The organism is Corynebacterium sp. 5QC2CO (assembly GCF_024580435.1).
Lineage (GTDB): Bacteria > Actinomycetota > Actinomycetes > Mycobacteriales > Mycobacteriaceae > Corynebacterium > Corynebacterium jeikeium_D.
This window is the reverse complement of sequence record NZ_JANIKI010000003.1, coordinates 89281-110341: the sequence shown is the minus strand read 5'-3', so window position 1 is coordinate 110341 and position 21061 is coordinate 89281. Positions and strand designations below refer to the sequence as shown.

Here is a 21061-nt window from a genome sequence, read left to right as displayed (position 1 = left end):
CCCTTATTCCGATTTTCTTTTTAAGGAAAGCGTAGTTTCCCTGTGACCACTCTCGCCGAAGAAGCCGCACGCCGCCGCACATTCGCCGTCATCGCACACCCGGATGCCGGTAAGTCCACGCTCACCGAGGCGCTGGCGCTGCATGCTCATGTCATTAACGAGGCCGGTGCTGTCCACGGCAAGGCCGGCCGTAAGTCGACTGTGTCCGACTGGATGGACATGGAGAAGGATCGCGGCATCTCGATTGCCTCTTCCGCGCTGCAGTTCGAGTACCAGCCAGAGGGGCACGACGGCGAGCCGTACATGATCAATCTCGTCGATACGCCTGGTCACGCTGATTTCTCCGAGGACACCTACCGTGTGCTCACCGCTGTCGACGCCGCTGTCATGCTTGTCGACGGTGCCAAGGGTCTCGAGCCTCAGACGTTGAAGCTGTTCCGGGTTTGTAAGTCCAACGGAATTCCCATCGTCACCGTCATCAACAAGTGGGACCGCCCGGGTAAGGCTCCCCTGGAATTGATGGATGAGATTGTCGCGGAGATTGGCCTGCAGCCGACTCCGCTGTACTGGCCAGTCGGTGAGGCCGGCGACTTCCGCGGTCTGCTGGAGCGTGGTGAGGACGGCGAAGCCAAGCAGTTCATCGGCTTCGAGCGCACTGCCGGTGGCGCCACTATTGCCGCTGAGCGTCACCTCACCCCAAATGAGGCCGCCGCAGAGCAGGGCGACGCCTGGGAGACGGCAGCCGAGGAGTCCGAACTGCTCTCCGCCGATAGCGCTGACCACGACCAGGAGATGTACCTCGCTGGCGACACCTCTCCGGTGATTTTCGCCTCCGCCATGCTGAACTGGGGTGTCCACCAGATCCTGGACACTCTCTGCGAGCTGGCTCCGGCACCTGGTGCCCGCGAGTCCGACCCGGCTGCCGTTGCCGCTGCAGCGGCTGGCGGCCAGGGGGCTATCGTCGAAAAGCGCGAACCGACGGATGATTTTTCGGGCGTCGTGTTCAAGGTGCAGGCGGGTATGGATACGCACCACCGCGACAAGCTGGCGTTCATGCGCGTTGTCTCTGGCGAGTTTGACCGCGGCATGCAGGTCACGCATGCGCAGTCGGGACGTAGTTTCTCCACAAAGTATGCTTTGACCGTTTTCGGCCGGACACGTTCGACTGTGGAGACGGCTTACCCGGGCGATATTGTCGGCCTGGTCAATGCGGGTTCACTGGCGCCGGGTGACACGATCTACGAGGGCCGCAAGGTTCAATTCAAGCCGATGCCGCAGTTCGCACCCGAGCACTTCCGCACCCTGCGCGCCAAGAGCCTGGGCAAGTACAAGCAGTTCCGCAAGGCTGTCGATCAGCTCGATGCCGAGGGCGTGGTGCAGATTCTGCGCAACGATGCCCGCGGCGATGCCGCCCCGGTGATGGCCGCGGTCGGCCCGATGCAGTTCGAGGTCATGATGGCACGCATGGAAAACGAGTACAACGTCGAGACCATTGCCGAGCCCATCCCCTACTCCGTCGCCCGCCGCACGAACGAAGAGACCGCGCCTGAGCTGGCAAAGCAGCGCGGCGTGGAGATCTTCACGCGTTCCGACGGCGCCCTCATCGCGCTCTTCGGGGACAAGTGGAAGCTGTCCTTCATTGAGAAGGAGCACCCGGAGTTCACGCTCGAGACGCTGGTCGCGGACTAGAGTTTTAAGGAGATTTCACCAACATTGAGCCAACCGGTTGAGCTTCCTCCACAACCAAGTGCATGGCAGCTTTTTACTGCCTTCCACTCCCGTGCACAGAGATGGCCAGGCGCCCTCCGCGCAGCACTCGCGCTATTCCTGCCGGGTGCCGTGGCACTTCTCACCGGACATGGCTCGGAAATGCTCCTTATCGCCGCTGGTGGTTGCGTGGTCATCTATGGCGAAGGCCACCCCTACCGCAGTCGTCTGCGCGTGATGGCTATCGCCGGGCTATGCCTAATCGCCGGCGTTATGTCCGGCAGTTTTGTCGGCTCGGTGGTCCACAGTGAGATCGCTTCCGGCGGCAGTAATCTATGGCTGCTGCTCATTGCGCTTTTTACGACGATACTGGCCACCATCGGCGCTTTTATTCAAAACGCACTGCGCCTGCCACCGCCGGGTTCATTTTTTATTGTGATGGTCTCCGGCGGCACAACAATGGTCGCCCGCCTTGGCTTCAACCCGGCGGAAACCGCCATGTGGGCTACCGTTGGTGTGCTTTCCGCGATAGTCATCGGTATGGCACCGCGGTTGTGGAATCCGCACGGCCCCGAAATGGCGGCTGTCGAATCCCTTGAATCGGCCATCGATGCGATGGAAAAGTCAGACTCGACATCTTTCGCCGTTCATCATCAGGCGCAAACTGCACTCACCGACGCATGGGAATCGCTTGCCGACGCAGGCATCATCCGTGGCAGCAAGATCGTCAAGCCCTCCCACACGGAACTGGTCAACCGTGTCATTGCTGCTCATCAGCGTCTGATTGCTATCCGCACACGCTTGGGCGTGCACGGCAGCGCTGTGGACATCGTGGACACGCCTAACCTCTTCGACGAGACGCAGACAACCATTCCACTCGCGCGACCAAGCGTGAGTTACCGAATCTTCCGCTCTTTCGATCGCTATTCCCATGCGTCGATGACTGCGGCAAAGGTTGCTATTACCGGTGGCTTAGCTGGTCTCATTAGCGTGCTTGTCGGTCTTGACCGGCCTGACTGGGCGGTGGTCAGCGCATTGATGACTCTGCAGTGGGGTCCCGACCGCACCGCTGGTTCGATCCGAGGGATTCACCGCATGGTGGGCTCGATTATCGGCATTTTCCTCTATGCGCTGCTCTTTTCCTTTGGCCTGGACAGCTGGACGCTACTTATCGCGCTTGCAGCCTGCCAATTCGGCGCGGAGGTTCTCGTGGTGAAGAACTATGCGCTGACGACAATCGTCACCACTCCATTGGCGCTGCTGCTGGGCGGAAACGTCGCTGGCGAACTCGCACCGATTGTGACCGATCGTGTCTTGGAAGTCGGTATCGCCTGCGCGCTGGCTCTCGCTGTCCTGCACTTCTGGCCCACTGAAAGCATTGAAAAGCACTACCTGCGTCACATTCCGCGCTGCTACCGACAGATGGGCGCTCTTCTCGGCGCGCTGCTTACCGGCACTCCGAATCAGGCGCTCGATATTCGTCGAGATCTCCAGTACGAGCTGCTCAGTGAGCGCCAGGCCATCTCGTCTTTGGCCACCAACGACCCCGAAATCGCCGCTCCACACTGGGATGGGCATCGTCGCATTCGCACAGCTGGCTACTTGCTGTTGGACTACTGCCGTACGCATCCGGATATCCGCCCCTCTCACGAGGAGATTTCCAAGCTCGCCGAGGTAGTCCAGGCAGCTAAATCCGAGGAGCGCTAGTCCTCCGGCAGCGGGGGCTCCTTGCGCAGGTCGCGGGCGGTTGCCCGCCGTACCTCGCGCGGTTCCTCCTCCGAGCCCCGCGAACGGAACTTAGCCGCGATGTCCTTCAACGAAGACGACAGCGGCGGCAGCTTCTCCAGCGCGTCACGGCCCGCGTCCCACGCGTCGGTAGCAATATTTTCCGCTTTCCGACGGAACTTGCGGACCTTCTCCTCACGCTGCCGCTTAGTCTCTGCCGCGTCATTCTGCCGCTCGCGCTCACGCTCAAAGGCCGCGACATCGCGGGCCTCCGCGTCGGAAAGCCTCTTCGAGGCGTGTGCCGCGGCGTCCCACGACTCCTCCAGCGATTCCGCGAGGTGCAACATGGCATCGATGCGCTTTTCAACTTCGCGCAACTTCTCGCGGTAGCCCCGCTGAATGTCATAGCGGCGCATGATGCGGCGGGCACGAGTGGCCTCATTGCGCCAGGTGATGATTGCGCCCTCAGAAATCGACTCATCGACGACGAAACGCATCGTCCACGGGTCAACATCAGCGCTGGCCAGATTGTTGCGTACCCGCTCCTCGCGGTCGAGGACGTCCTGCACGAGACTGCGGGCACGCTCTTCGGCTTGATGGGCGCGGTTGGTACGGGAGTTATCTGGTCGGAAGCTCACCTGGACTATCCTACCGCTCGACTGCTGCCAAAGCCGGTACTTGGTCGGCCGCGGAGCTCTTCTGCTGGTCATTGTCGCTCTGGTGCTCGAGGCGAACCCAGGAGACAAAGCCCCAAATAACGAAGCATCCGTAGAAGAGGTACAGCGCCGCCGACGGGTAGTAGCCACCCTTGAGCAGCAACGGCACTCCCACGGCATCAACGGCAATCCAAATCAGCCAGAATTCGTTCCAACCGCGGGCCATACCCCAGGTCGCCAACATCGAACCGACGAAAATCCAGGCATCGGCCCACGGCCCCCACGAGCCCAGCATCCCAAAGACATTGGCACAGATCACAGTGGCGAAGATAGCAACGGTAATCATCCCAATGCGTTCCGATGCCGTCGCCCACCGCGGCTCAATTGCGACCTCGTCACCGCTCTGATTGCGGCTCTTGACCCAGCTGAACCACCCGTAGAGACTGACGACGATAAACATGACCTGACGCCCCGCCTGGCCATAGAGATCAAGATTTTGCGGCGTGTGGAAAACTCCGCCGAGGAAGACGGTAAACAGCAAGGCATTTCCGATAATGCCGACCGGCCAAGCCCATACCTTGCGTTTCATACCCAGGAAGGCACACGCGAGGCCAAAGAGGTTACCAACAATTTCACGAATCAAGATTGGTGCGCCCGCCACACTGAGCTGTGCAGTGAGGAAACCCACCAAAAAATCCGACACGTATTCCACGAATTATTCAACTCCTTCTCTTTCATCCGGACTATGACCGTCGGTTTCGGATTCCAACCGAAATCTGCTTGTCCCCTACCTGATGACCCTTCTGGCCACAGGTAGGGCGCTCGTGGACTTGTCTGCGTCAGCCGCAGCTTCACCACCGGTGAGGAATTTCACCTCGCCCTGAGAATGCGAGTTCAACGTTAGCACTGTCGCCTTGCGCGCATGTGCATTTTATTCAATGAGGTTTCAATATGAGGTTCCAATACAGCCCCGACATAATTACGCATCTATAATGCGTAGTATGAGCCAAAAGCCCAGCCAGCCACGTCCTTCCCGCCCCGCCCGCCGCTCCCACCACAAGCGCTCCGCTGGCTGGGTTCCGGACCAGCACGGTGCCTGGTTCATGGTCACCATTCCCCCACTGACCGCTCTCGCCCTCAACCCCACATGGACAGGCCTTGCCGTCACCGCAACCTGGCTGCTCGGCTACTTCGCTTTCTTCGCCGTGAGCGTCTGGCTCCGCTCTCGTCGCCAGCGCCGCCACCTCGCACCCGCCGCCACATACACCGCGCTCACCGCCGTCGCCGGCTGCATCACGCTGCTTGCCGACGTTTCCCTCCTCATCTGGGTCGCCCTCATCGCTCCTCTTGCCGCTATCGCTATTTGGGAGACCTACCGCCGCCGACCGCGCTCACTCCTCTCTGGTGTCTCCACCGTTCTGGCCGCCAGCCTCATGGTGCCCATCATCGCCGGGCCAACCCCGAAAGCTTGGGCAATTGCGGCTATCTACGCTGGATATTTCGTCGGCACCGTGCCCTATGTAAAAACTATGATTCGCAAGCGCGGCAACCGGCAGTGGCTCATCGGCTCGGTCACGTATCACGTTCTCATTACCGCCGCGGCCATCATCGGGTGGCTCCTCCTCCACGACCGGAACCTCATCAGCTTCGGTGTGCCCATCGTCGCAATTGGGCTTCTCATCAGGTCTTTTGCCATGCCCATCTCCGGCGCTCGCCGCGCTCGGGCGTGGACTCCGAAACAGGTCGGAATTCTCGATGCCTTCTTTGGAGTCGCCGTCGTTCTGGCTGCGTGGTAAAAACGACGGCGGGGACATACTTTGGGGATTTTTGGGGAGGGGATGAAGTCTATGACTTCCACCAAACACGCAGTCAATCACGCAGTTTCCGTCTCAGACTTGGCCGCTAGCCTGCACTCGCGGCAGGCACCACAGTCGGGCTGGCGCAGCTGGGTTCATAAGGCCACCTGGGGCGCAATTTCACCGCGGGAATCATCGTCGGCACGCAAGCAACGCGAGCTGATAGAGCGGGTGCGACAGCCTATCTACGGTGACTACAACATCGCTGTTATCAGCGTGAAGGGCGGCGTTGGCAAGACGTCGACAACCATGTGCCTGGGCGCCACGCTTGCAAGCCTGCGCAGTGACCGAATCGTCGCGATCGACGCGAATCCGGACTTTGGCACCCTCGGCGCACGCGTCACCGCAGCCAATCCCGCATCTATTCGCGATCTGCTCCGAGCCCCGGATACGGACAAATACGCGCAGGTCCGCGCATATACATCACACACGCCGTCAAGGCTGGAGGTTGTCGGCAGCGACCAAAATCCGACATCGACGATCGCGCTTTCCGACGGCGAATACTGCGCGGCCCTTGACATCCTTCGGCGTCATTACAATGTGAGCCTGACTGACTGCGGCACCGGCCTGACGCAGCCCATCTCCGCTTCGATTCTGTCTGCAGCCAATTGTCTGGTGCTGGTCACCACGCCTGCACTGGACGGCGTGAAAAGCGCCTGGACGACATTGGATTGGCTTTCAGCGCACGGCTTCGAACGGCTGGTCTCTACCACTGTCGTGGTGGTCAACGAGCTAAATAAACAGGGACTGTCCACAGAGACCGTGCACGAGTTATTTGCCCAGCGCTGCCGCGCAGTGCAGGTCATCCCCTACGATCCACATATCGCGAATGGTGCCAATATCGAGCTGGACAATCTCCAGCCCGCCACCACCCAGAGCTATCTCGAATTGGCGGCCATGATTGCCGATGATTTCGCGCCGACGACTGGCCGCCACAGCTTTGTCTAACGCATAGCCAGCTAACGAAGGTGCTGTCGAATCTCTTCGACGTCGACTTCCTGCACGGTAGCGGGTTTAAAGGCGGCGTCGCGGTCCTTATCCACCAACACTGCCCTCACACCCTCGGCAAAATTGGGGTGCTGACGCATGTAAGCGCCAAGCTTCATCTCCCGGTCTAGCGCCTCCTGCAGGGTGACCTCGTGGGCGGAGTTAGCCGCATAAAGTTCCACAGCCGCCACGAGACTCTCCGGGTTGGCGTGTGCCAGCAGATCACGGAAGGTCTCCACTGTTGACGATGCACAGGAGCCCGCCTCAGCGGCTTCGTTGAGGGCTCGCTCAATCTCCGCCCAGGTATCAGCCCCAAAGCAAGCCTCAATGCAGTCGCTCCACTCGGCCAACTGCGGATCCCCGAGCAGATCACGAGCCTCAGCTGAGTCCACATCGAGCGCGTACTCCGCGAGCGCCGAATCAATTCCATCGCGGTCCAGAGCCGCAACAAACTCGTCCAGCTGCGCGGATGGGACCGCATGCGTCGCCCATCCAGCCCACAGCATGTCCGCCGCAGTTAGGCGGTAACCGGTCAGCCCCGTAAACCGCGCGATTGCCGACGAGGGCCCTCCCAACCGCGTGTTCACATGCTGCGAAAAGTGGGTAATGCCAACGTCGGGAATAAAGCCGATTGCCATTTCTGGCATGGAAGCGCTGGCACGCTCGGTCACGATTCGGTGGGAGCCGTGCATGGAAACGCCCAGGCCACCACCCATAGCGATGCCGTCAATAATCGCGATGTATGGCTTGGACTGAGCGAATTCCGCAATCATCGCGTTCATCTCGTACTCATCCCGGAAAAACTCCTCCCCCTGCTCCGGAACGCCATCGAGCACAGCCTGCCGAACTGCGCGCACGTCACCACCGGCACAAAACGCCTTGGGGTGACCGGATGAAACAACAATGTGGTCCACCGAGTCGTCGTCACGCCATGCGCGGAGCCCCTCGACGACCTCGGTGACCATATCCAAATCGAGCGAATTAAGTGCCTTCGGCCTATTCAGCCGAAGGTGACCAGATCGCCCGTGGACTTTTCGCAGCACCTTCGGCTCATCGACCTCGGTGCGTGCAGTGCCAGAACCATTATCAGTAGCAGTCATGCCACCCAGTGTGACACAGATAACTAACCAGGAAAAGGTTCTGCTGCGAAGGTCCTGACGACCAGAACCTCACTGAGACTAAAAAGCTACTTCTTCTTGCTCTTCTTGTCCTTTTTGTCCTTCTTGTGCTTCTTGCCCTTCTTATCGGACTTGCCTGCGCCCTTCACGCGGTCAGCCTCGAGATTGGCAGCAACGTCCGGCACATAGCGGAACTCCGTGCGCGGCGGACGCTCGTAGCTTCCCTCCGACTCCGGACGCTCCGGGATTTCCGGAACATCGCGCTGAATGCGCTCGTACGGAATGGTCGTCAACAGGTGGTTGATGACATTGATACGCGAACGCTTCTTGTCCTCAGACTCAACCGTGAACCACGGTGCGGACGGGATATCGGTGTGGATGAACATCTCATCCTTTGCACGGGAGTAATCCTCCCAGCGGGTGATGGACTCCAGATCCATCGGCGAGAGCTTCCAGCGGCGCAGTGGATCCTCACGACGGGACTTGAAGCGGGCAACCTGCTCCTCGTCCGACACAGAGAACCAGTACTTACGCAGGATAATGCCGTCTTCGACCAGCAGACGCTCAAAAATCGGCGCTTGATGCAGGAAGCGACGGTACTCCTGGGAGGTGCAGAAGCCCATGACCCGCTCAACGCCGGCACGGTTGTACCAGGAGCGGTCGAAAATCACGATCTCACCAGCAGTCGGCAGCTTTTCGACGTACCGCTGGAAGTACCACTGACCCTGCTCACGGCTAGTTGGGGCCGGCAGAGCCTCAACACGGCAGGTACGGGGGTTCAGGTACTGCGTGATGCGCTTAATGGCCGACCCCTTGCCAGCAGCGTCACGCCCCTCCATCACGATGACAATTCGGGCACCGGTTTCTACCACCCACTGCTGCATTTCGACGAGCTCCGCCTGGAGCTTTTTGAGCTCGGCCTCATAAGCCTTCTTGTCGAGCTTCGGTGGGCGCTGGACGTCGTCATTATTCATAGTCCACAGTTTACCCGGCAGGGCGCGACGACCCTATTCGCCGGGTTTAACCGCGGGGCCTAATCGCTAACCTTTTTGCAACCCTAGTCACGTGAGTAAAGACGCAGCGTGACCTGCGCAACAAGCCCGGCAAAGACCATGCCGATAACCACCACAATCGGCGCCACCACACCAATATCGCCGTTGGTCAGCGGCGCCAGGAGCTGTGCCTTGTACAGGTTGCTCAGCGCCGGATCGATAACCGTCGCCTTGCCCAGGAACAGCGCACCGATGGCCAGCACGCCACCAATCAGCGACGCAATCACAGCCTCGAGGACGAACGGCGCCTGCGTGAACCAACGGCTAGCACCGACCATGCGCATAATCTCAACTTCCTTACGACGCGAGAACGCCGCAATCTGCACCATGTTCGCAATCAGGAACACAGCGGCAACGGCCTGCACCGCCGCCAGCAGGAAGGTCGCATTTCGCACCGAGTCCAGGTTCTGAGCTGCAGTACCGATCTCTTCATGCTGGTCAGTAACGTGGTCGACCTGTGGCAGCTCCCGAATCGGATCGAGCGGGCTGACATCGGTCGGGTCGCTCAGACGCACCATCACGACAGCCGGCAGCGACTCCGGCGTCGCATTTTCCACGAGCACGGGGTCACTGTCCTTGAACATCTCCACGAAGTGGTCAAAGTTTTGCTGACGGTTTCGGAAGGTCACCGAATCAATGCCGTCAGCCTCTTCAAGCTTGCCGACGACCTCAGCACACTCCGGCGATGAGCAAGTTTGATCTTCGGCGGAGATTTGTTCATTCAGCTCAACCTGCACTTCTACGCGATCGAGATAGAGATCCTTCGTGCGGCTGGTCTGCTCAGTAACCAGGATGCCCGTCGCAAGCAGCGCCAACGACACCGCAGTCGTAATAATCATCGCGATGGTCATCGTGATGTTTCGGCCCAAGGAGGAGAAAGCCTCACCGAGGACAAAGCGAGTCTTCATAGGTCAGTAATACCTTTCGAATGAGTTCTTCTACCGATGGACTGTCTGCTAATTGTTCAGGCCGTAAACACCCGTGGCGTCGTCACGCACGAGACGCCCCAGCTCCAGCTCCAGCACGCGGCGACGCATGGAGTCCACGGCATCGTTGTCGTGAGTCGACACAATAACGGTCGTGCCCATGCGATTGATGCGGTCAAGCAAGAGCATGATGTCACCGGAGGTGCTTGGGTCGAGGTTGCCGGTGGGCTCGTCGGCAAGCAAGATGAGCGGGCGGTTGACGAAGGCGCGAGCGATGGCGACGCGCTGCTGCTCACCACCAGACAGCTCGTGCGGGTAGCGGTTTTCCTTACCCGAGAGCCCGACCATTTCGAGCGTTTCCGGAACTGCCTTGTCGATTTTCGCCTTCGGCTTGCCAATTACCTGCAACGCGAACGCGACATTTTCGTACACCGTCTTCTTTGGCAGCAGGCGGAAGTCCTGGAAGACATACCCCACCTTTTGACGCAATTTAGGGATGTTGCGACGAGAAATCTTGGTCAGATCCTGGTCTGCAACCGTCAGTTTTCCTGAATCCACTTTCTCTTCACGCACCATAAGGCGCAGGAAGGTCGACTTACCAGAGCCCGACGGTCCAATGAGAAAGACAAACTCACCTTTATCTATGTGGACTGAAACGTCGTCGAGAGCTGGTCGGCTAGAAGTCGAGTAGGACTTGGTAACCCCGTCGAAAGTGATCATAAGTAGACACTCTAATCACTTAAGCCACTCAAGTCACTCTGGAATGCGTGGAATTGGTCGCCGTGACGGGATTGCGGGGACGAGCAGCGGCTAACACTAACCCCCAGAGCGTGCGACCGCACGAAAGCTCTCGCCGGAGCAATGTTCGAAACTATTTTCCCCAAAAATCTTTAAATGCCCCTTTACTTCGCTTACCTGTTCGATTAAAATGAGCCATGAAAGATTAAAAGCGAGGATTGAAAACACCAAATAACGTCGCCGAGCTGCTTCAAGCTTGGAAAATTGACACTCAGAGTTAGTCGAAAATACTTTCCCTACCTCTTCCTTATTTCAACATTTCAACGTCCAGGCCTTATCTTTCAGGGGGGATTCACCAATGGCCAGCGGGGAACATATACCACGCAAACGCACTTACGCTGCGGCAATGGAAGCGACGGCACCACGCTTTCACCATGAGATTTCTCAAACAGCACCAGCACGTCTTGGAATTGACCGCAATCGAGCTGACTTGAAGCTTGCCCTTGCTTGTGTTCCCTCTTCTTCAACAAAAGATGTCGAAGATTACATCGCCAAAATCGCTCCAGCTCTTGGCATGTCACGTGGGAGAACACTCCAGTACATCGATGTCGGGATGCAACTAGCGCGACTCCCGCGGTTAAAAGAGCTTCTGCTCAAACGCGCACAGCTACCGCTTCCCCACATGCGGGTCATTGCCACGGCCGTCCTCCCCTTGGATGACGCCTCGGCTGTGAGATATTTCGAAGACCATCTCCTTGAGCTGATCACGCCGAGAGTCAATGGTGAAGTTCTTCGCGGAGTTCGGAGCCTTCAACAGAATATTCAGCGACTTATTGATGAAGTCAGCCCCCTATTGCGCCCGAAGAATGAGTACGACCCGCCGATCACTTCGTTTCAAAAAGGCATCGAGCAAAAAGCTGGCGAATCTATAACGTTCGAGTTAAAGGACAACCTCACTGAAGTCACCATGGAACTGATGCCTGAGCGGGCAATTGAGTTTCAGAAGGTCTTGGAAGAAATCACCGCTGATCAGGACTGCGACTTTGTCGAGGCCTTTTCACATCTTCTGCACGGGACTGCCCAGGTCACCGCCACACTGAATCTGTACTGCCCACTAACCCAAGACAAGCCCCAGGAAGCCTGGATCGGTGGCCTGGGGTGGATCAACAAAATCGCCACTGAATCCTGGCTCGATCGGGTCACTAGCATCCGGCTACTAGCAGACGAGAAAACGGAAAAGTACTCGCCAACAGAGCGACAGCGTACTTACATCCAAGGTAGAGACGGCACCTGTCGCTTTCCCGGATGCGATGTCGATGCGACGAAGTGCGACATCGACCACATTCAGCCGTATAACCACGAGAATCCCGACGAAGGTGGCCAAACCGAGACGCCCAACCTCCATTGCCTATGCCGTCGCCACCACAATCTAAAAACGGCCGGTCTTTGGAATGTCGTGCGCGATATCGACGGCGTGGAGTACTGGACCTCCGCCACTGATCAGAGCGCTGAAAAAGCTGCCCTAATCAGCACAGAATCAGGGCCGCTTTCCGGCCACGGTCGCTACTCCTTCGACCTGCGCAAGGCAAAGAAAGCACAGACACTCAAGGAGTACAACGAGCAGAGGTTGGAAAACCTCCGCGAATCACAGGAGCTGACAAATCAGGCTCGCGAAGAACTGGGAATGAACAAAAACGAGAGAAACGCAGAAGCCGACGAGCCCACCACACCGGAAGCACCCGAAGACGAACCGCCCTTCTAGCGCTACTCCCCTTCGGACTGCTGAGCCATGCGCCAGCGAATACCGGCCTCAATGAAACCGTCGAGGTCACCGTCGAGGACCGACTGCGGGTTGTTGATTTCGTATTCGGTACGCAGATCCTTCACCATCTGGTACGGGTGCAGCACATAGGAGCGCATCTGGTTACCCCACGAGGCATTGCCGCCTGCGCCGAGAGCGTCCAGCTCCGCGCGCTCTTCCTGGCGCTTCTTCTCCAGCAACTTCGCCTGCAGAACACGCATGGCAGATGCCTTGTTCTGGTGCTGCGACTTCTCGTTCTGACAGGTCACTACGATGCCGGTTGGCACGTGCGTAAGTCGGACCGCGGAGTCCGTGGTGTTCACCGACTGCCCACCTGGGCCGGAGGAGCGGTAGACGTCGATACGCAAATCTGACTCGGGGATGTCGATGTGATCTGTTTCCTCTACAACTGGCAGCACCTCGACCTCAGCGAAGGAAGTCTGGCGGCGCCCCTGGTTATCGAAAGGACTAATACGAACCAGACGGTGCGCGCCCTGCTCGACCGAGAGGGTGCCGTACATGTACTCGCCATGGACGACGAAAGTAGCGGACTTAATGCCGGCCTCTTCAGCGTAGGACGTGTCGTAAACCTCGACCTTATGTCCGTGCTTGTCGGCCCAGCGCAGGTACATGCGCATGAGCATCTCGGCCCAGTCAGCGGCATCCACGCCACCGGCACCGGAGCGGATGTTGATGACCGCCTCGCGCTCGTCGTAAGGCCCCGAAAGCATCGTCGTGACCTCGAGGGATTCGATGTCGGCACGCAGCTCAGCGCGTTCGGCATCGGCCATCTCGACGGCGTCGGGGTCGCCCTCCTCTTCCGCGAGTTCGTACATCACGGAGAGATCGTCGAGGCGCCCGCGCAGCGAGTCGATCTTTTTCTTCTTCGCCTGCGCCTGCGACAGTGCGCTGGTGACCTGCTGCGCGTGGTCGGGGTCGTCCCACAGCGACGGGTCGGCGGCCTGGGCTTCCAACTCCCTGATCCGGTCGGAAAGCTCGTCGACATCGACCACCTTCTCAATGGTGGTCAGCGTCGCGTCGAGTTCTTTGAGGTCAGCATTCAGATCCGGGTTCACGGGTACTACCTTAGCTATACCGCCTGTTTCGGTGCACAATAGGACGTATGTCTGAATCCACCGCCAACCAAGATTCCAGCCAAGACCTAGAACTCTTTCTCTCCCAAGTATCCGAATCGATCGTGGCATCGGATACCAGTGTTGCGGTTGCCATCGTGAAGCGTGCCGCTGCCATTGCCGCGCGTATGCGCGACGAAGGCCTGGTCACGGAGTACAAGACATCGATTTCCGACGTCGTCACCGCGGCCGACCGCGCAGCGGAGAAGTTCGTCGTCGAGGCTTTGGCCGCGCTCCGCCCGGAGGACGGCATTCTTGGCGAGGAAGGGTCGGCGAAGGAGTCCCAGTCTGGTCGCACATGGGTGATTGACCCTGTCGATGGCACCTACAATTTCACCACTGGTTCGGACTACTGGTGCAGCGCATTGGCGCTGGTTATGGGCGATGCGAACAATCCGGATGAGGTCATCCTCGGCGCGGTACACCGACCTGCCACGGGCGGAAGCTGGATTGGGGGCCCCAATCTCCCGACCACTCGTATCAACATTGACGGAACTGTTGACGATCTCCGGGTCACTGACCACCCGCTTTCGGAAGTCTGCGCGGCGACCTACCTCCACACCACGGTGGTGAACTCGAGCGAGGAATCCGAGGTCACAGCCACAAAGTCCTGGTTGGATGCGGTGTCCCGCAGCGCTACCTGGCGCATGCTGGGCTCAGCGTCGGTGGATATGGCCGGCGTGGCCGACGGCCGCATCGGCGTGTGGTTCCAGCGGGACGTCGCCGCCTGGGACTGGCTGCCTGGATATGCGCTTATTACCGGTGCAGGCGGCGAATGCACGTCGGTGGGGCGCTGGAAGCTTGCGGGCTCGAGTGGCCAGGTCGCAGAGTTACGTGAGGTTCTGCGCTAGAATTTCGGCCATGACCACCTCTTACTCCGAAGATCTCGCCCTCGCACTCTCGCTTGCCGACGCAGCCGACGACCTCACGATGTCCCGCTTCGAGGCGGCCAATCTAATCGTCGAGTCCAAGCCCGACCTCACACCGGTCTCCGATGCCGATATCGCGTGCGAAAAGCTGCTCCGCGAGATTCTGTCGGACAAGCGTCCGAACGATGAAGTTCTCGGCGAAGAATTCGGTGGCGAAGCTGTGTTTGAGGGCCGTCAGTGGGTCATCGACCCAATCGACGGCACGAAGAACTTCGTGCGCAATGTCCCGGTCTGGGCAACTTTGATTGCCCTGTTGGAGGACGGCAAGCCAGTTGTCGGCGTGGTCTCCGCACCTGCGCTGGGACGTCGCTGGTGGGCGTCCAAGGGCGACGGCGCATTCAAGCGCGTGCAGGTCGGCGGCCGGGACGCCGCTGAGCGCCGCATTGAGGTCTCGAAGGTGGCGAACATCGCGGACTGCTCAATTTCCAACTCTTCGCTCACAGGTTGGGCCGAGCGCGATTTGCGCGACAACTTCATCGGTCTCACCGATGACGCGTGGCGTCTGCGCGGCTACGGTGACTTTTTCTCCTACTGCCTGGTAGCCGAGGGCGCGGTCGATGTCGCCGCTGAGCCGGAAGTTTCCCTGTGGGACCTGGCTCCGCTTGCAATTCTGGTAGAGGAAGCTGGCGGCCGCTTCACTTCCCTGGCGGGCGTCGACGGCCCGCACGGTGGGGACGCAGTTGCGACGAATAGGTTGCTTCACGACGCCGTCGTCAAGCGCCTGAACGCTTAAGCGCGTGGCCCATCGGCACGATTTCCGTGTCGATGATGCCGTAGCCCGCAAGCGAATCGACGAAGCGGACGATGTCAGAAGCGTTCGGCAAGACCACGTTCGCCATCATCTGATGCTGCCCGGAGGTGGCGGCAACGAACCGCGTTTCGGGAAGACTGCGCAGGTGGTGACCCAGTTTTTCGATATGCCCAGGGCTCACGCGCAGCCATAGATTGACGTCGCCGGTGGAGGTTAGGGCGTCCGGATGCACGTCGGCTTCGAAGTAGAGAATGCCGGAATCGACAAGTTTGCGGCGGTGCCGAGAAACCGTCGCAGCGTCAATGCCCAGCTCCGCGGCGAGATGCGAAGCGGTCGCGCGACCGTCCTTGGCGTAGGCGGCAAGCAGGAGGCGATCGATGTCATCAATGGTCTCCGCGCCGGACGTCACGCTGCCCGGCTGACCCCAGACCTCGAGCAGTTGATGGACCTGGATATCGCGCGCGGGCACGGTGGAATGCAGACGAAACAGCAGGTCATCATAGATAGACGGCACCGTGATGACACCGCAGATCAGCTCGCCGCGGTCGCGCGAAAGCCGCACCCAGCGCGTTGTCTCCAGCGCCGCCAGCTCCGCGGCAATCGGCCCGAGCCGACCCGGCGCGGCATAAATACGCGTCAACCAGGCAATTCGCCCGCCAAAACCCGGCAGCGTGCGGCCGTGGACACGCAGCACTTTGTGGCGCGTCAGCAGCTCGAACCGGCGCGCGACAGTGCGTGACGACGACTCCGTCTCCTCAGCCCACTGCGCATATGAGGCCTCTGGGTGGCGGATGATGGCTGCGACCAGCGCGCGGTCGAGCTCATCAAGTTTGTAGTCCAGTTTGCTGTCTACTTTGCCGGGTTCTTGCATTCTATTTTCACCATTTGACGTTTTTAGCGCTTTTTATTGCGATATTGCCATTTCCTTGCATCCTACTATTTTCGTGAAATGAGTCCCCTTAGTGTGACGACGTCAGATTGAGTCATCAGATTGAAACGAGAAAAGGGGCTTACTTCGTGAGTGACACCAAACAAGCCGCGACGCCGCTGATTGCCGTAGCGGCGTTTTCCTGCCTGGTGGTAACACTGCTGCAATCACTTGTGGTGCCAGCGGTGCCACAATTTCCGGCGATTTTGGACACCAGCGCGACGACGGTGTCCTGGCTGGTCACCTCTACCCTGCTGACTGGTGCGATTGCTACGCCGGTCATCGGTCGCCTCGGTGACCTGCTGCCGCGCCGCAGCATGATGATTTTCACTATGGCACTGGTGCTGGTGGGCTCGATTATTGCGCCCCTGGGCGGCATCACCACGGTGATTATCGGCCGTGCACTGCAGGGCATGGGCACTGCACTCATTCCGGTCGCCATGGCGGAAATGCGCTACAGCCTGCCGCCAAAGCGCATTGGTGGCGCATTGGCCCTGCTCAGCGCCATGCTGGGTATCGGCGGCGGCTTGGGTATTCCGCTGGGTGGCGTGATTCTGTCGGCATTCGGCTGGCAGGCAATGTTCTGGTTCGCCGCACTCATGGCGGCAATTTCCATCGTGCTGATTTTCATGTTCGTACCAGCGGATACCTCTCACAATGAGGGCAGCTTCGACTACGTCGGCGCCATCCTGATGTCGCTGGGACTAACCGCTGTACTGACCGCGCTGTCGCAGGGCGGCGCCTGGGGTTGGGGCAGCATGCTGACCATCGGCCTGTTCATTGTCGGCATTGTCATCTTCATCGCCTGGGGCTACTACGAGCTGCGCCTGGACTCCCCGCTGGTCAACCTGCGTACCACCGCGGATCGACCAATCCTGCTGACCAACATCGCCTCCATCCTGCTGGGTATTTTGATGTTCACCAACCTGCTGCTGACCACGCTTGAGCTGCAGAACCCGGTTGCAGAGGGTGGCTTTGCCTGGGACGCCAGCTCCGCGGGTCTGGCTATGCTGCCGTCGGCGGCATCGATGTTTGCCGTCGCACCGATTAGTGCTCGACTGGCGGCGCGCTTCGGTGCTCGCCTGGTGGTTACTATTGGTTCGGCAATTACCGCGCTCGGCTACGTCGGCCGTCTGTTGCTGGATCCCAATGGTGCAATGGTCATCGTGTGGGCAACGATTGTGTCCATCGGTGTCGGTATCGGCTACGCCGGCCTGCCGATGATGATTGTCAAGTACGCACCGGCTGAAGAAACCGGTTCGGCCAACGCCGTCAACGCCCTGATGCGCTCGATTGGTATGGCAATTTCTTCTGCCATGGTGGCTGCCGTTACCGCCACTATGGCTGTGATGAATGAGGGTGTCGCGGTGCCGTCGGCAAGCGGACTTAATACGCTGGCAACTATCGGCATTGTGATGGGCGTGGCGGCCACTGCCCTATCGCTTGCCGCGCGCCACAAGAACGAAAACCAAATCGACGCCAACCACACTGTTTTGGAATGATTATGAGTTACGGTCACGAGAACGCCATCGACACGCATGCACACGTTTTTCCTGCGCGCTACCTGAACTTTTTGGAAAAGCATGGACGCCCGGAAAGCGAAATTGCAATCGCCCGCGGCATGAACGCGGACTCCAGCGATGCGGAGATGTCCGCGCGTATTGAGTGGATGGATCGCGCCGGCGTGAAAACGCAGATTATTGCCGTCACGCCGCAGGTGCCATCGCTTCCCGACGCACAGGATTCGCTCGACGCTGCCCGCCTGGTCAATGATCAGTACGCCGAAATTGTGCGCGATTACCCCGGCCGCTTCTTTGCATACGGCGCGCTGCCGCTGCCGCATATCGACGAAACGCTTGCGGAAATTCCCCACATCTTCGACGAGTTACAGTTCGTGGGCGTATCCATCCCCACCGTGACAATGGGCGATTTCTTCCTCAATGATCCATCGCTGGATCCGGTGTGGGAAGCGCTCAATGAGCGCCACGCGATTGTGAATATCCACCCCACCGGCTCGGGCGCGTGCTCGAAGATGCTGCTGGGTGACCAGTTGGAGTGGGTCAACGGCGCACCGGTGGAGGACGCCACTGCGGCACTGCAGCTGATGAAGGCCGATGTGCCACGGCGATTCCCCAACATCACCTTCCACATCGCGCATCTGGGCGGTGACCTGCCATTTCTCGCCCGCCGCATCGAGGATAACTACGAGGACTGGGATGCCTTCCCCGTTTCCCCGATGCAGCAGTTGCGCGAAATGTACTTCGACGCGGCCAACTTCCACGAGCCCTCACTGCGGCTAGCTGCGGAGACTTTTGGCATTCGCCAGATTCTGGGCGGCTCGGATTTCCCGTACTTCCAAAAGGAAAAGTACGTCCGCGCGTTCACATACATTCGCGAGACCAATCTCACTCAAGACGAGATTGATGCTGCGCTATTTGGCAATGCGCAGCGCCTGTACGGGATTTAGTCCTGCAGCGCGTCCACTGGGTGTGCAATCACGTCATAGTTGCGGTCTTTGAAACTGAAGGTCGCAACTGATTGCCACCCAGTTTTTTCATGCGCAATCATCGACGGCTGGTTGGCGTGCTCGACAAAGCCCACTGCCCAGCGGTATTTGCCAGTCTCCGCCGCCCTGCGAATTGACTCGTCCTTCAACGCCCGCAAAATGCCCTGACCACGGTATTCTTTGGCCACAACGCCGGGACCATACAGGTAGAAATCGCTGAGGCCAGCCTCCTTCGCAGCCGCAACCGCAAGCGCCGGCGGGCCCTGCGTGTACTCGTCGGCCGACGCTGTCAGGATGGCGCCGACGCCACGACCGTCGATAAGCGTGACGACGGACGCAGGGCCGTCGATGCGCCCTGCAATCATGTCGGTGTCGAGTTTGCCCTGGACGAATCCTCCGGTGCGGCGTTGCTCTTCGGTCAGGTTATCGCGGGCGTTGGCCTGGAAAAGTGCGCTTACCCAGGCGATATCCTCATGCGTGAGGGGACGAAGCTTGCGAGTCATGCGGAAATTAGCCCTCCTTGGTCATCAGTTTGCGGATTGCGAGAGTAAGCCACACCACCGCGCCAATGCCGGCGATGAGACCGAGAAGCAGGAAGATGAGGCCCACTCCCCACAGTCCTGTGGTGTCATCGGTGCCGGCAATGATGCTCCAGGCCAGCGAGTAGCCAGCGACGGCCGCCCACCAGATTGGAAGCAGGTTGGGATACGGTGCGCGCACGCGCATCATGGCGATGATGGCGAGAATGACCATGACAAAGCCGCTGAGAAAAACTTGCCACGGCGTGTAGTTGTATTCGCCGGTGGGCATCCACGACAGAGTCGCAAAGCAGATTGCGAAAGCCAGCACGAATACGACGCTGACCTGGCCATAGGCAATTCGTTCACCGTATTTCTTGGCCAACCATGCGGCACCCACCCACGCGAGCGCGGTGGGAATCGCAATGATGAGCAAATATACGAGTAGAACGTTTGGCACCTCAGACCAGGTGAAACTGGTCAGCAATAATCTCATGGCACCAGGTTACGCGCTCTAGCTGAGAGTCCCGATGGGATCTTGCCAGAGCTGATAGGTCGCGACCACCCTCGCGGCATCCTGCACGATTGATTTGCCCGCACGCTGTATTCGCAAGTCACTGAGGCCATGTGAATCCTGGCGCAGCTGCTTCGCGATGAGTTGCACGCCAGCTGGGTCAGCGGTGAATGCGTCACCGGCAAACACAACTGTCTTTGGATCAACCACATCGATTGCCAATTGGATAATGCGACCCAAAAGTTCAGCGCGCTCGTCCAGGAGGCGACGTGCAGTGCGGTTGCACTGCGCAATCTCGACCAGATGAGAAAGATTTTTCGCCGGGATGCGGCGCTGTCTCGCAGCACCTACTACTGCGGCATTGCCCAAGGGATGAACCCCTTCTTGCGCTGTGAAAGTGCCCGATTGCGCGATGCGAGCAAATGCCTGTGGTGGCACTCCTCTGTGTGGCCGGTGAACTGCCCCATGAAATATCCAGGCGTGTGCAATAACTTCGCGGGCATAAAAGTAGAGGGTTGACTCGTTTTCCTGTGGGTTTATTCTCAAGGGACCGTCGTCAAGCGGTGCATATGCGAGTTCTGCCCCGGCCATAGCGCTCACACCGGAGGCGATCCACACTGACCTTCCCAAAATGTCGGCGATGATGTCGCCAGCTGCGACGTTGTCCCAGCCGTAGACGGAGGAAGTTATCGTTCCGGCGCTGGCGACATGTTCGGAAAACGCGACTCCAATGGTCACGGGCCCGCTCAAACCACGGGCGAGCTTGTGTATTTCCTGGCACATTCTTCCTAGCGCGTCGGAGGCGCTGTGCTCGACGATGTGGAGGTCGATCGACTGGGAGCGCACCACTCGTCCCCCACCGTCAGTGATGACCAGCTCCGTTGTCCGCGCGCCGATGTGGATTCCCCACGCCACAAGGTTTTGTCCGTCTATGACAAGTTGCTCTGCCGGCCGCCCGGCGCGAATGTCGCGACAGTGCTCGAGCTGTGTCCGAACAAGCCCGGCGTCAATCAATGTGTTCACGTAGCGCGTGACGCTGGGCTGCGAGTATCCCAGTGTCTTCACCAGTTCAGCGCGGCTGATCGGCTGCATGACTCGAATCTGCTGCATGACCCGGGCTATCGGCTGATTGGGCAGGGAAAACTGAATGCCGTGCGCTTGCGTGCGTGGGGCTGCGATTCGAGTAGTGATTACCATGCCAATGAATTATAGACAG

20 protein-coding genes and 1 riboswitch are annotated in these 21061 nt (G+C 59.3%); of the genes, 9 read left to right on the top strand and 11 right to left on the bottom strand.

From position 1 onward, the window contains the following. The first annotated feature begins 42 nt into the window (after window positions 1-42). Complete coding sequence (locus NQ014_RS04105) at window positions 43-1689, top strand: peptide chain release factor 3 (protein ID WP_257073865.1); 1647 nt, start codon at window positions 43-45, stop codon at window positions 1687-1689. Window positions 1690-1713: 24 nt separating this feature from the next. After that, window positions 1714-3414 carry an FUSC family protein gene (locus tag NQ014_RS04100; RefSeq protein WP_257073864.1) on the top strand — a complete coding sequence of 567 codons (1701 nt, stop codon included), beginning with the start codon at window positions 1714-1716 and terminating at the stop codon, window positions 3412-3414. Here NQ014_RS04100 and NQ014_RS04095 read toward each other — a convergent pair. Together NQ014_RS04095 and pnuC are read right to left on the bottom strand one after the other, a co-directional pair. After that, the gene (locus tag NQ014_RS04095; RefSeq protein ID WP_016423226.1) at window positions 3411-4070 is read right to left on the bottom strand and encodes a hypothetical protein; all 660 of its coding nucleotides are present in this window, start codon (window positions 4068-4070) and stop codon (window positions 3411-3413) included. The two genes, NQ014_RS04100 and NQ014_RS04095, sit on opposite strands and share 4 nt — an antisense overlap. A 10-nt stretch (window positions 4071-4080) precedes the next feature. Continuing rightward, window positions 4081-4800, bottom strand: a complete 720-nt coding sequence (pnuC, locus tag NQ014_RS04090; RefSeq protein ID WP_373467704.1) for a nicotinamide riboside transporter PnuC — start codon at window positions 4798-4800, stop codon at window positions 4081-4083. A gap of 10 nt (window positions 4801-4810) precedes the next feature. Beyond that, window positions 4811-4980: riboswitch (FMN riboswitch) on the bottom strand. Between the two features lie 109 nt (window positions 4981-5089). Here pnuC and NQ014_RS04085 point away from each other — a divergent pair. Next, window positions 5090-5884: a YwiC-like family protein gene (locus tag NQ014_RS04085; protein ID WP_257073863.1), complete on the top strand. Its 795-nt coding sequence runs from the start codon at window positions 5090-5092 to the stop codon at window positions 5882-5884. 51 nt (window positions 5885-5935) lie between these two features. Next, window positions 5936-6892, top strand: coding sequence for a MinD/ParA family protein (locus NQ014_RS04080; RefSeq protein ID WP_257073862.1), 957 nt, complete (start codon window positions 5936-5938; stop codon window positions 6890-6892). A gap of 11 nt (window positions 6893-6903) precedes the next feature. Here the strand turns inward: NQ014_RS04080 and NQ014_RS04075 are convergent, their stop codons facing one another. The 4 genes from NQ014_RS04075 to ftsE all read right to left on the bottom strand — a co-directional run bounded on the left by NQ014_RS04075 (window position 6904) and on the right by ftsE (window position 10747). Next, window positions 6904-8031: a 3-hydroxyisobutyryl-CoA hydrolase gene (locus NQ014_RS04075; protein ID WP_257073861.1), complete on the bottom strand. Its 1128-nt coding sequence runs from the start codon at window positions 8029-8031 to the stop codon at window positions 6904-6906. A gap of 86 nt (window positions 8032-8117) precedes the next feature. Next, window positions 8118-9023: a polyphosphate kinase 2 gene (gene ppk2, locus NQ014_RS04070; RefSeq protein WP_016423231.1), complete on the bottom strand. Its 906-nt coding sequence runs from the start codon at window positions 9021-9023 to the stop codon at window positions 8118-8120. Window positions 9024-9106: 83 nt separating this feature from the next. Beyond that, window positions 9107-10009, bottom strand: coding sequence for a permease-like cell division protein FtsX (gene ftsX, locus NQ014_RS04065; RefSeq protein ID WP_257073859.1), 903 nt, complete (start codon window positions 10007-10009; stop codon window positions 9107-9109). Between the two features lie 48 nt (window positions 10010-10057). After that, the gene (gene ftsE / locus NQ014_RS04060; protein ID WP_016423233.1) at window positions 10058-10747 is read right to left on the bottom strand and encodes a cell division ATP-binding protein FtsE; all 690 of its coding nucleotides are present in this window, start codon (window positions 10745-10747) and stop codon (window positions 10058-10060) included. 424 nt (window positions 10748-11171) lie between these two features. On the opposite strand from ftsE, the gene NQ014_RS04055 reads away from it, so the two are divergent. Next, window positions 11172-12527 (top strand): HNH endonuclease signature motif containing protein, encoded by a 1356-nt coding sequence (locus NQ014_RS04055; protein WP_257073857.1) that lies wholly within the window; start codon window positions 11172-11174, stop codon window positions 12525-12527. A gap of 2 nt (window positions 12528-12529) precedes the next feature. Here NQ014_RS04055 and prfB read toward each other — a convergent pair whose 3' ends face one another. After that, a complete protein-coding gene (prfB, locus tag NQ014_RS04050; protein ID WP_257073856.1) occupies window positions 12530-13642 on the bottom strand; it encodes a peptide chain release factor 2 in 1113 nt (370 codons plus the stop codon). A gap of 47 nt (window positions 13643-13689) precedes the next feature. On the opposite strand from prfB, the gene NQ014_RS04045 reads away from it, so the two are divergent. Together NQ014_RS04045 and hisN are read left to right on the top strand one after the other, a co-directional pair. Beyond that, the gene (locus NQ014_RS04045; RefSeq protein WP_257073854.1) at window positions 13690-14550 is read left to right on the top strand and encodes an inositol monophosphatase; all 861 of its coding nucleotides are present in this window, start codon (window positions 13690-13692) and stop codon (window positions 14548-14550) included. Window positions 14551-14560: 10 nt separating this feature from the next. Beyond that, a complete protein-coding gene (gene hisN, locus NQ014_RS04040; RefSeq protein ID WP_257073853.1) occupies window positions 14561-15361 on the top strand; it encodes a histidinol-phosphatase in 801 nt (266 codons plus the stop codon). On the opposite strand, the gene NQ014_RS04035 is transcribed toward hisN, so the two are convergent. Then, on the bottom strand, window positions 15342-16250 hold the full coding sequence (locus NQ014_RS04035; RefSeq protein ID WP_257073851.1) for a winged helix-turn-helix transcriptional regulator: 909 nt from the start codon (window positions 16248-16250) through the stop codon (window positions 15342-15344). The two genes, hisN and NQ014_RS04035, sit on opposite strands and share 20 nt — an antisense overlap. 146 nt (window positions 16251-16396) lie before the next feature. Between NQ014_RS04035 and NQ014_RS04030 the strand changes: the two genes are divergently transcribed. Continuing rightward, window positions 16397-17809, top strand: coding sequence for an MFS transporter (locus tag NQ014_RS04030; protein ID WP_257073849.1), 1413 nt, complete (start codon window positions 16397-16399; stop codon window positions 17807-17809). Continuing rightward, window positions 17806-18774: an amidohydrolase family protein gene (locus NQ014_RS04025; protein ID WP_257073848.1), complete on the top strand. Its 969-nt coding sequence runs from the start codon at window positions 17806-17808 to the stop codon at window positions 18772-18774. The genes NQ014_RS04030 and NQ014_RS04025 overlap by 4 nt, the downstream gene beginning before the upstream one ends. Here the strand turns inward: NQ014_RS04025 and NQ014_RS04020 are convergent. From NQ014_RS04020 to NQ014_RS04010, 3 genes are read right to left on the bottom strand one after another with little or no spacing between them, the layout of a single operon-like run. Beyond that, a complete protein-coding gene (locus NQ014_RS04020; RefSeq protein WP_257073846.1) occupies window positions 18771-19316 on the bottom strand; it encodes a GNAT family N-acetyltransferase in 546 nt (181 codons plus the stop codon). The two genes, NQ014_RS04025 and NQ014_RS04020, sit on opposite strands and share 4 nt — an antisense overlap. Window positions 19317-19323: 7 nt before the next feature. Beyond that, window positions 19324-19827, bottom strand: a complete 504-nt coding sequence (locus NQ014_RS04015; protein WP_257073843.1) for a hypothetical protein — start codon at window positions 19825-19827, stop codon at window positions 19324-19326. Window positions 19828-19845: 18 nt separating this feature from the next. Next, window positions 19846-21042 (bottom strand): ROK family transcriptional regulator, encoded by a 1197-nt coding sequence (locus NQ014_RS04010; protein ID WP_257073842.1) that lies wholly within the window; start codon window positions 21040-21042, stop codon window positions 19846-19848. Between the last annotated feature and the right edge of the window lie 19 nt (window positions 21043-21061).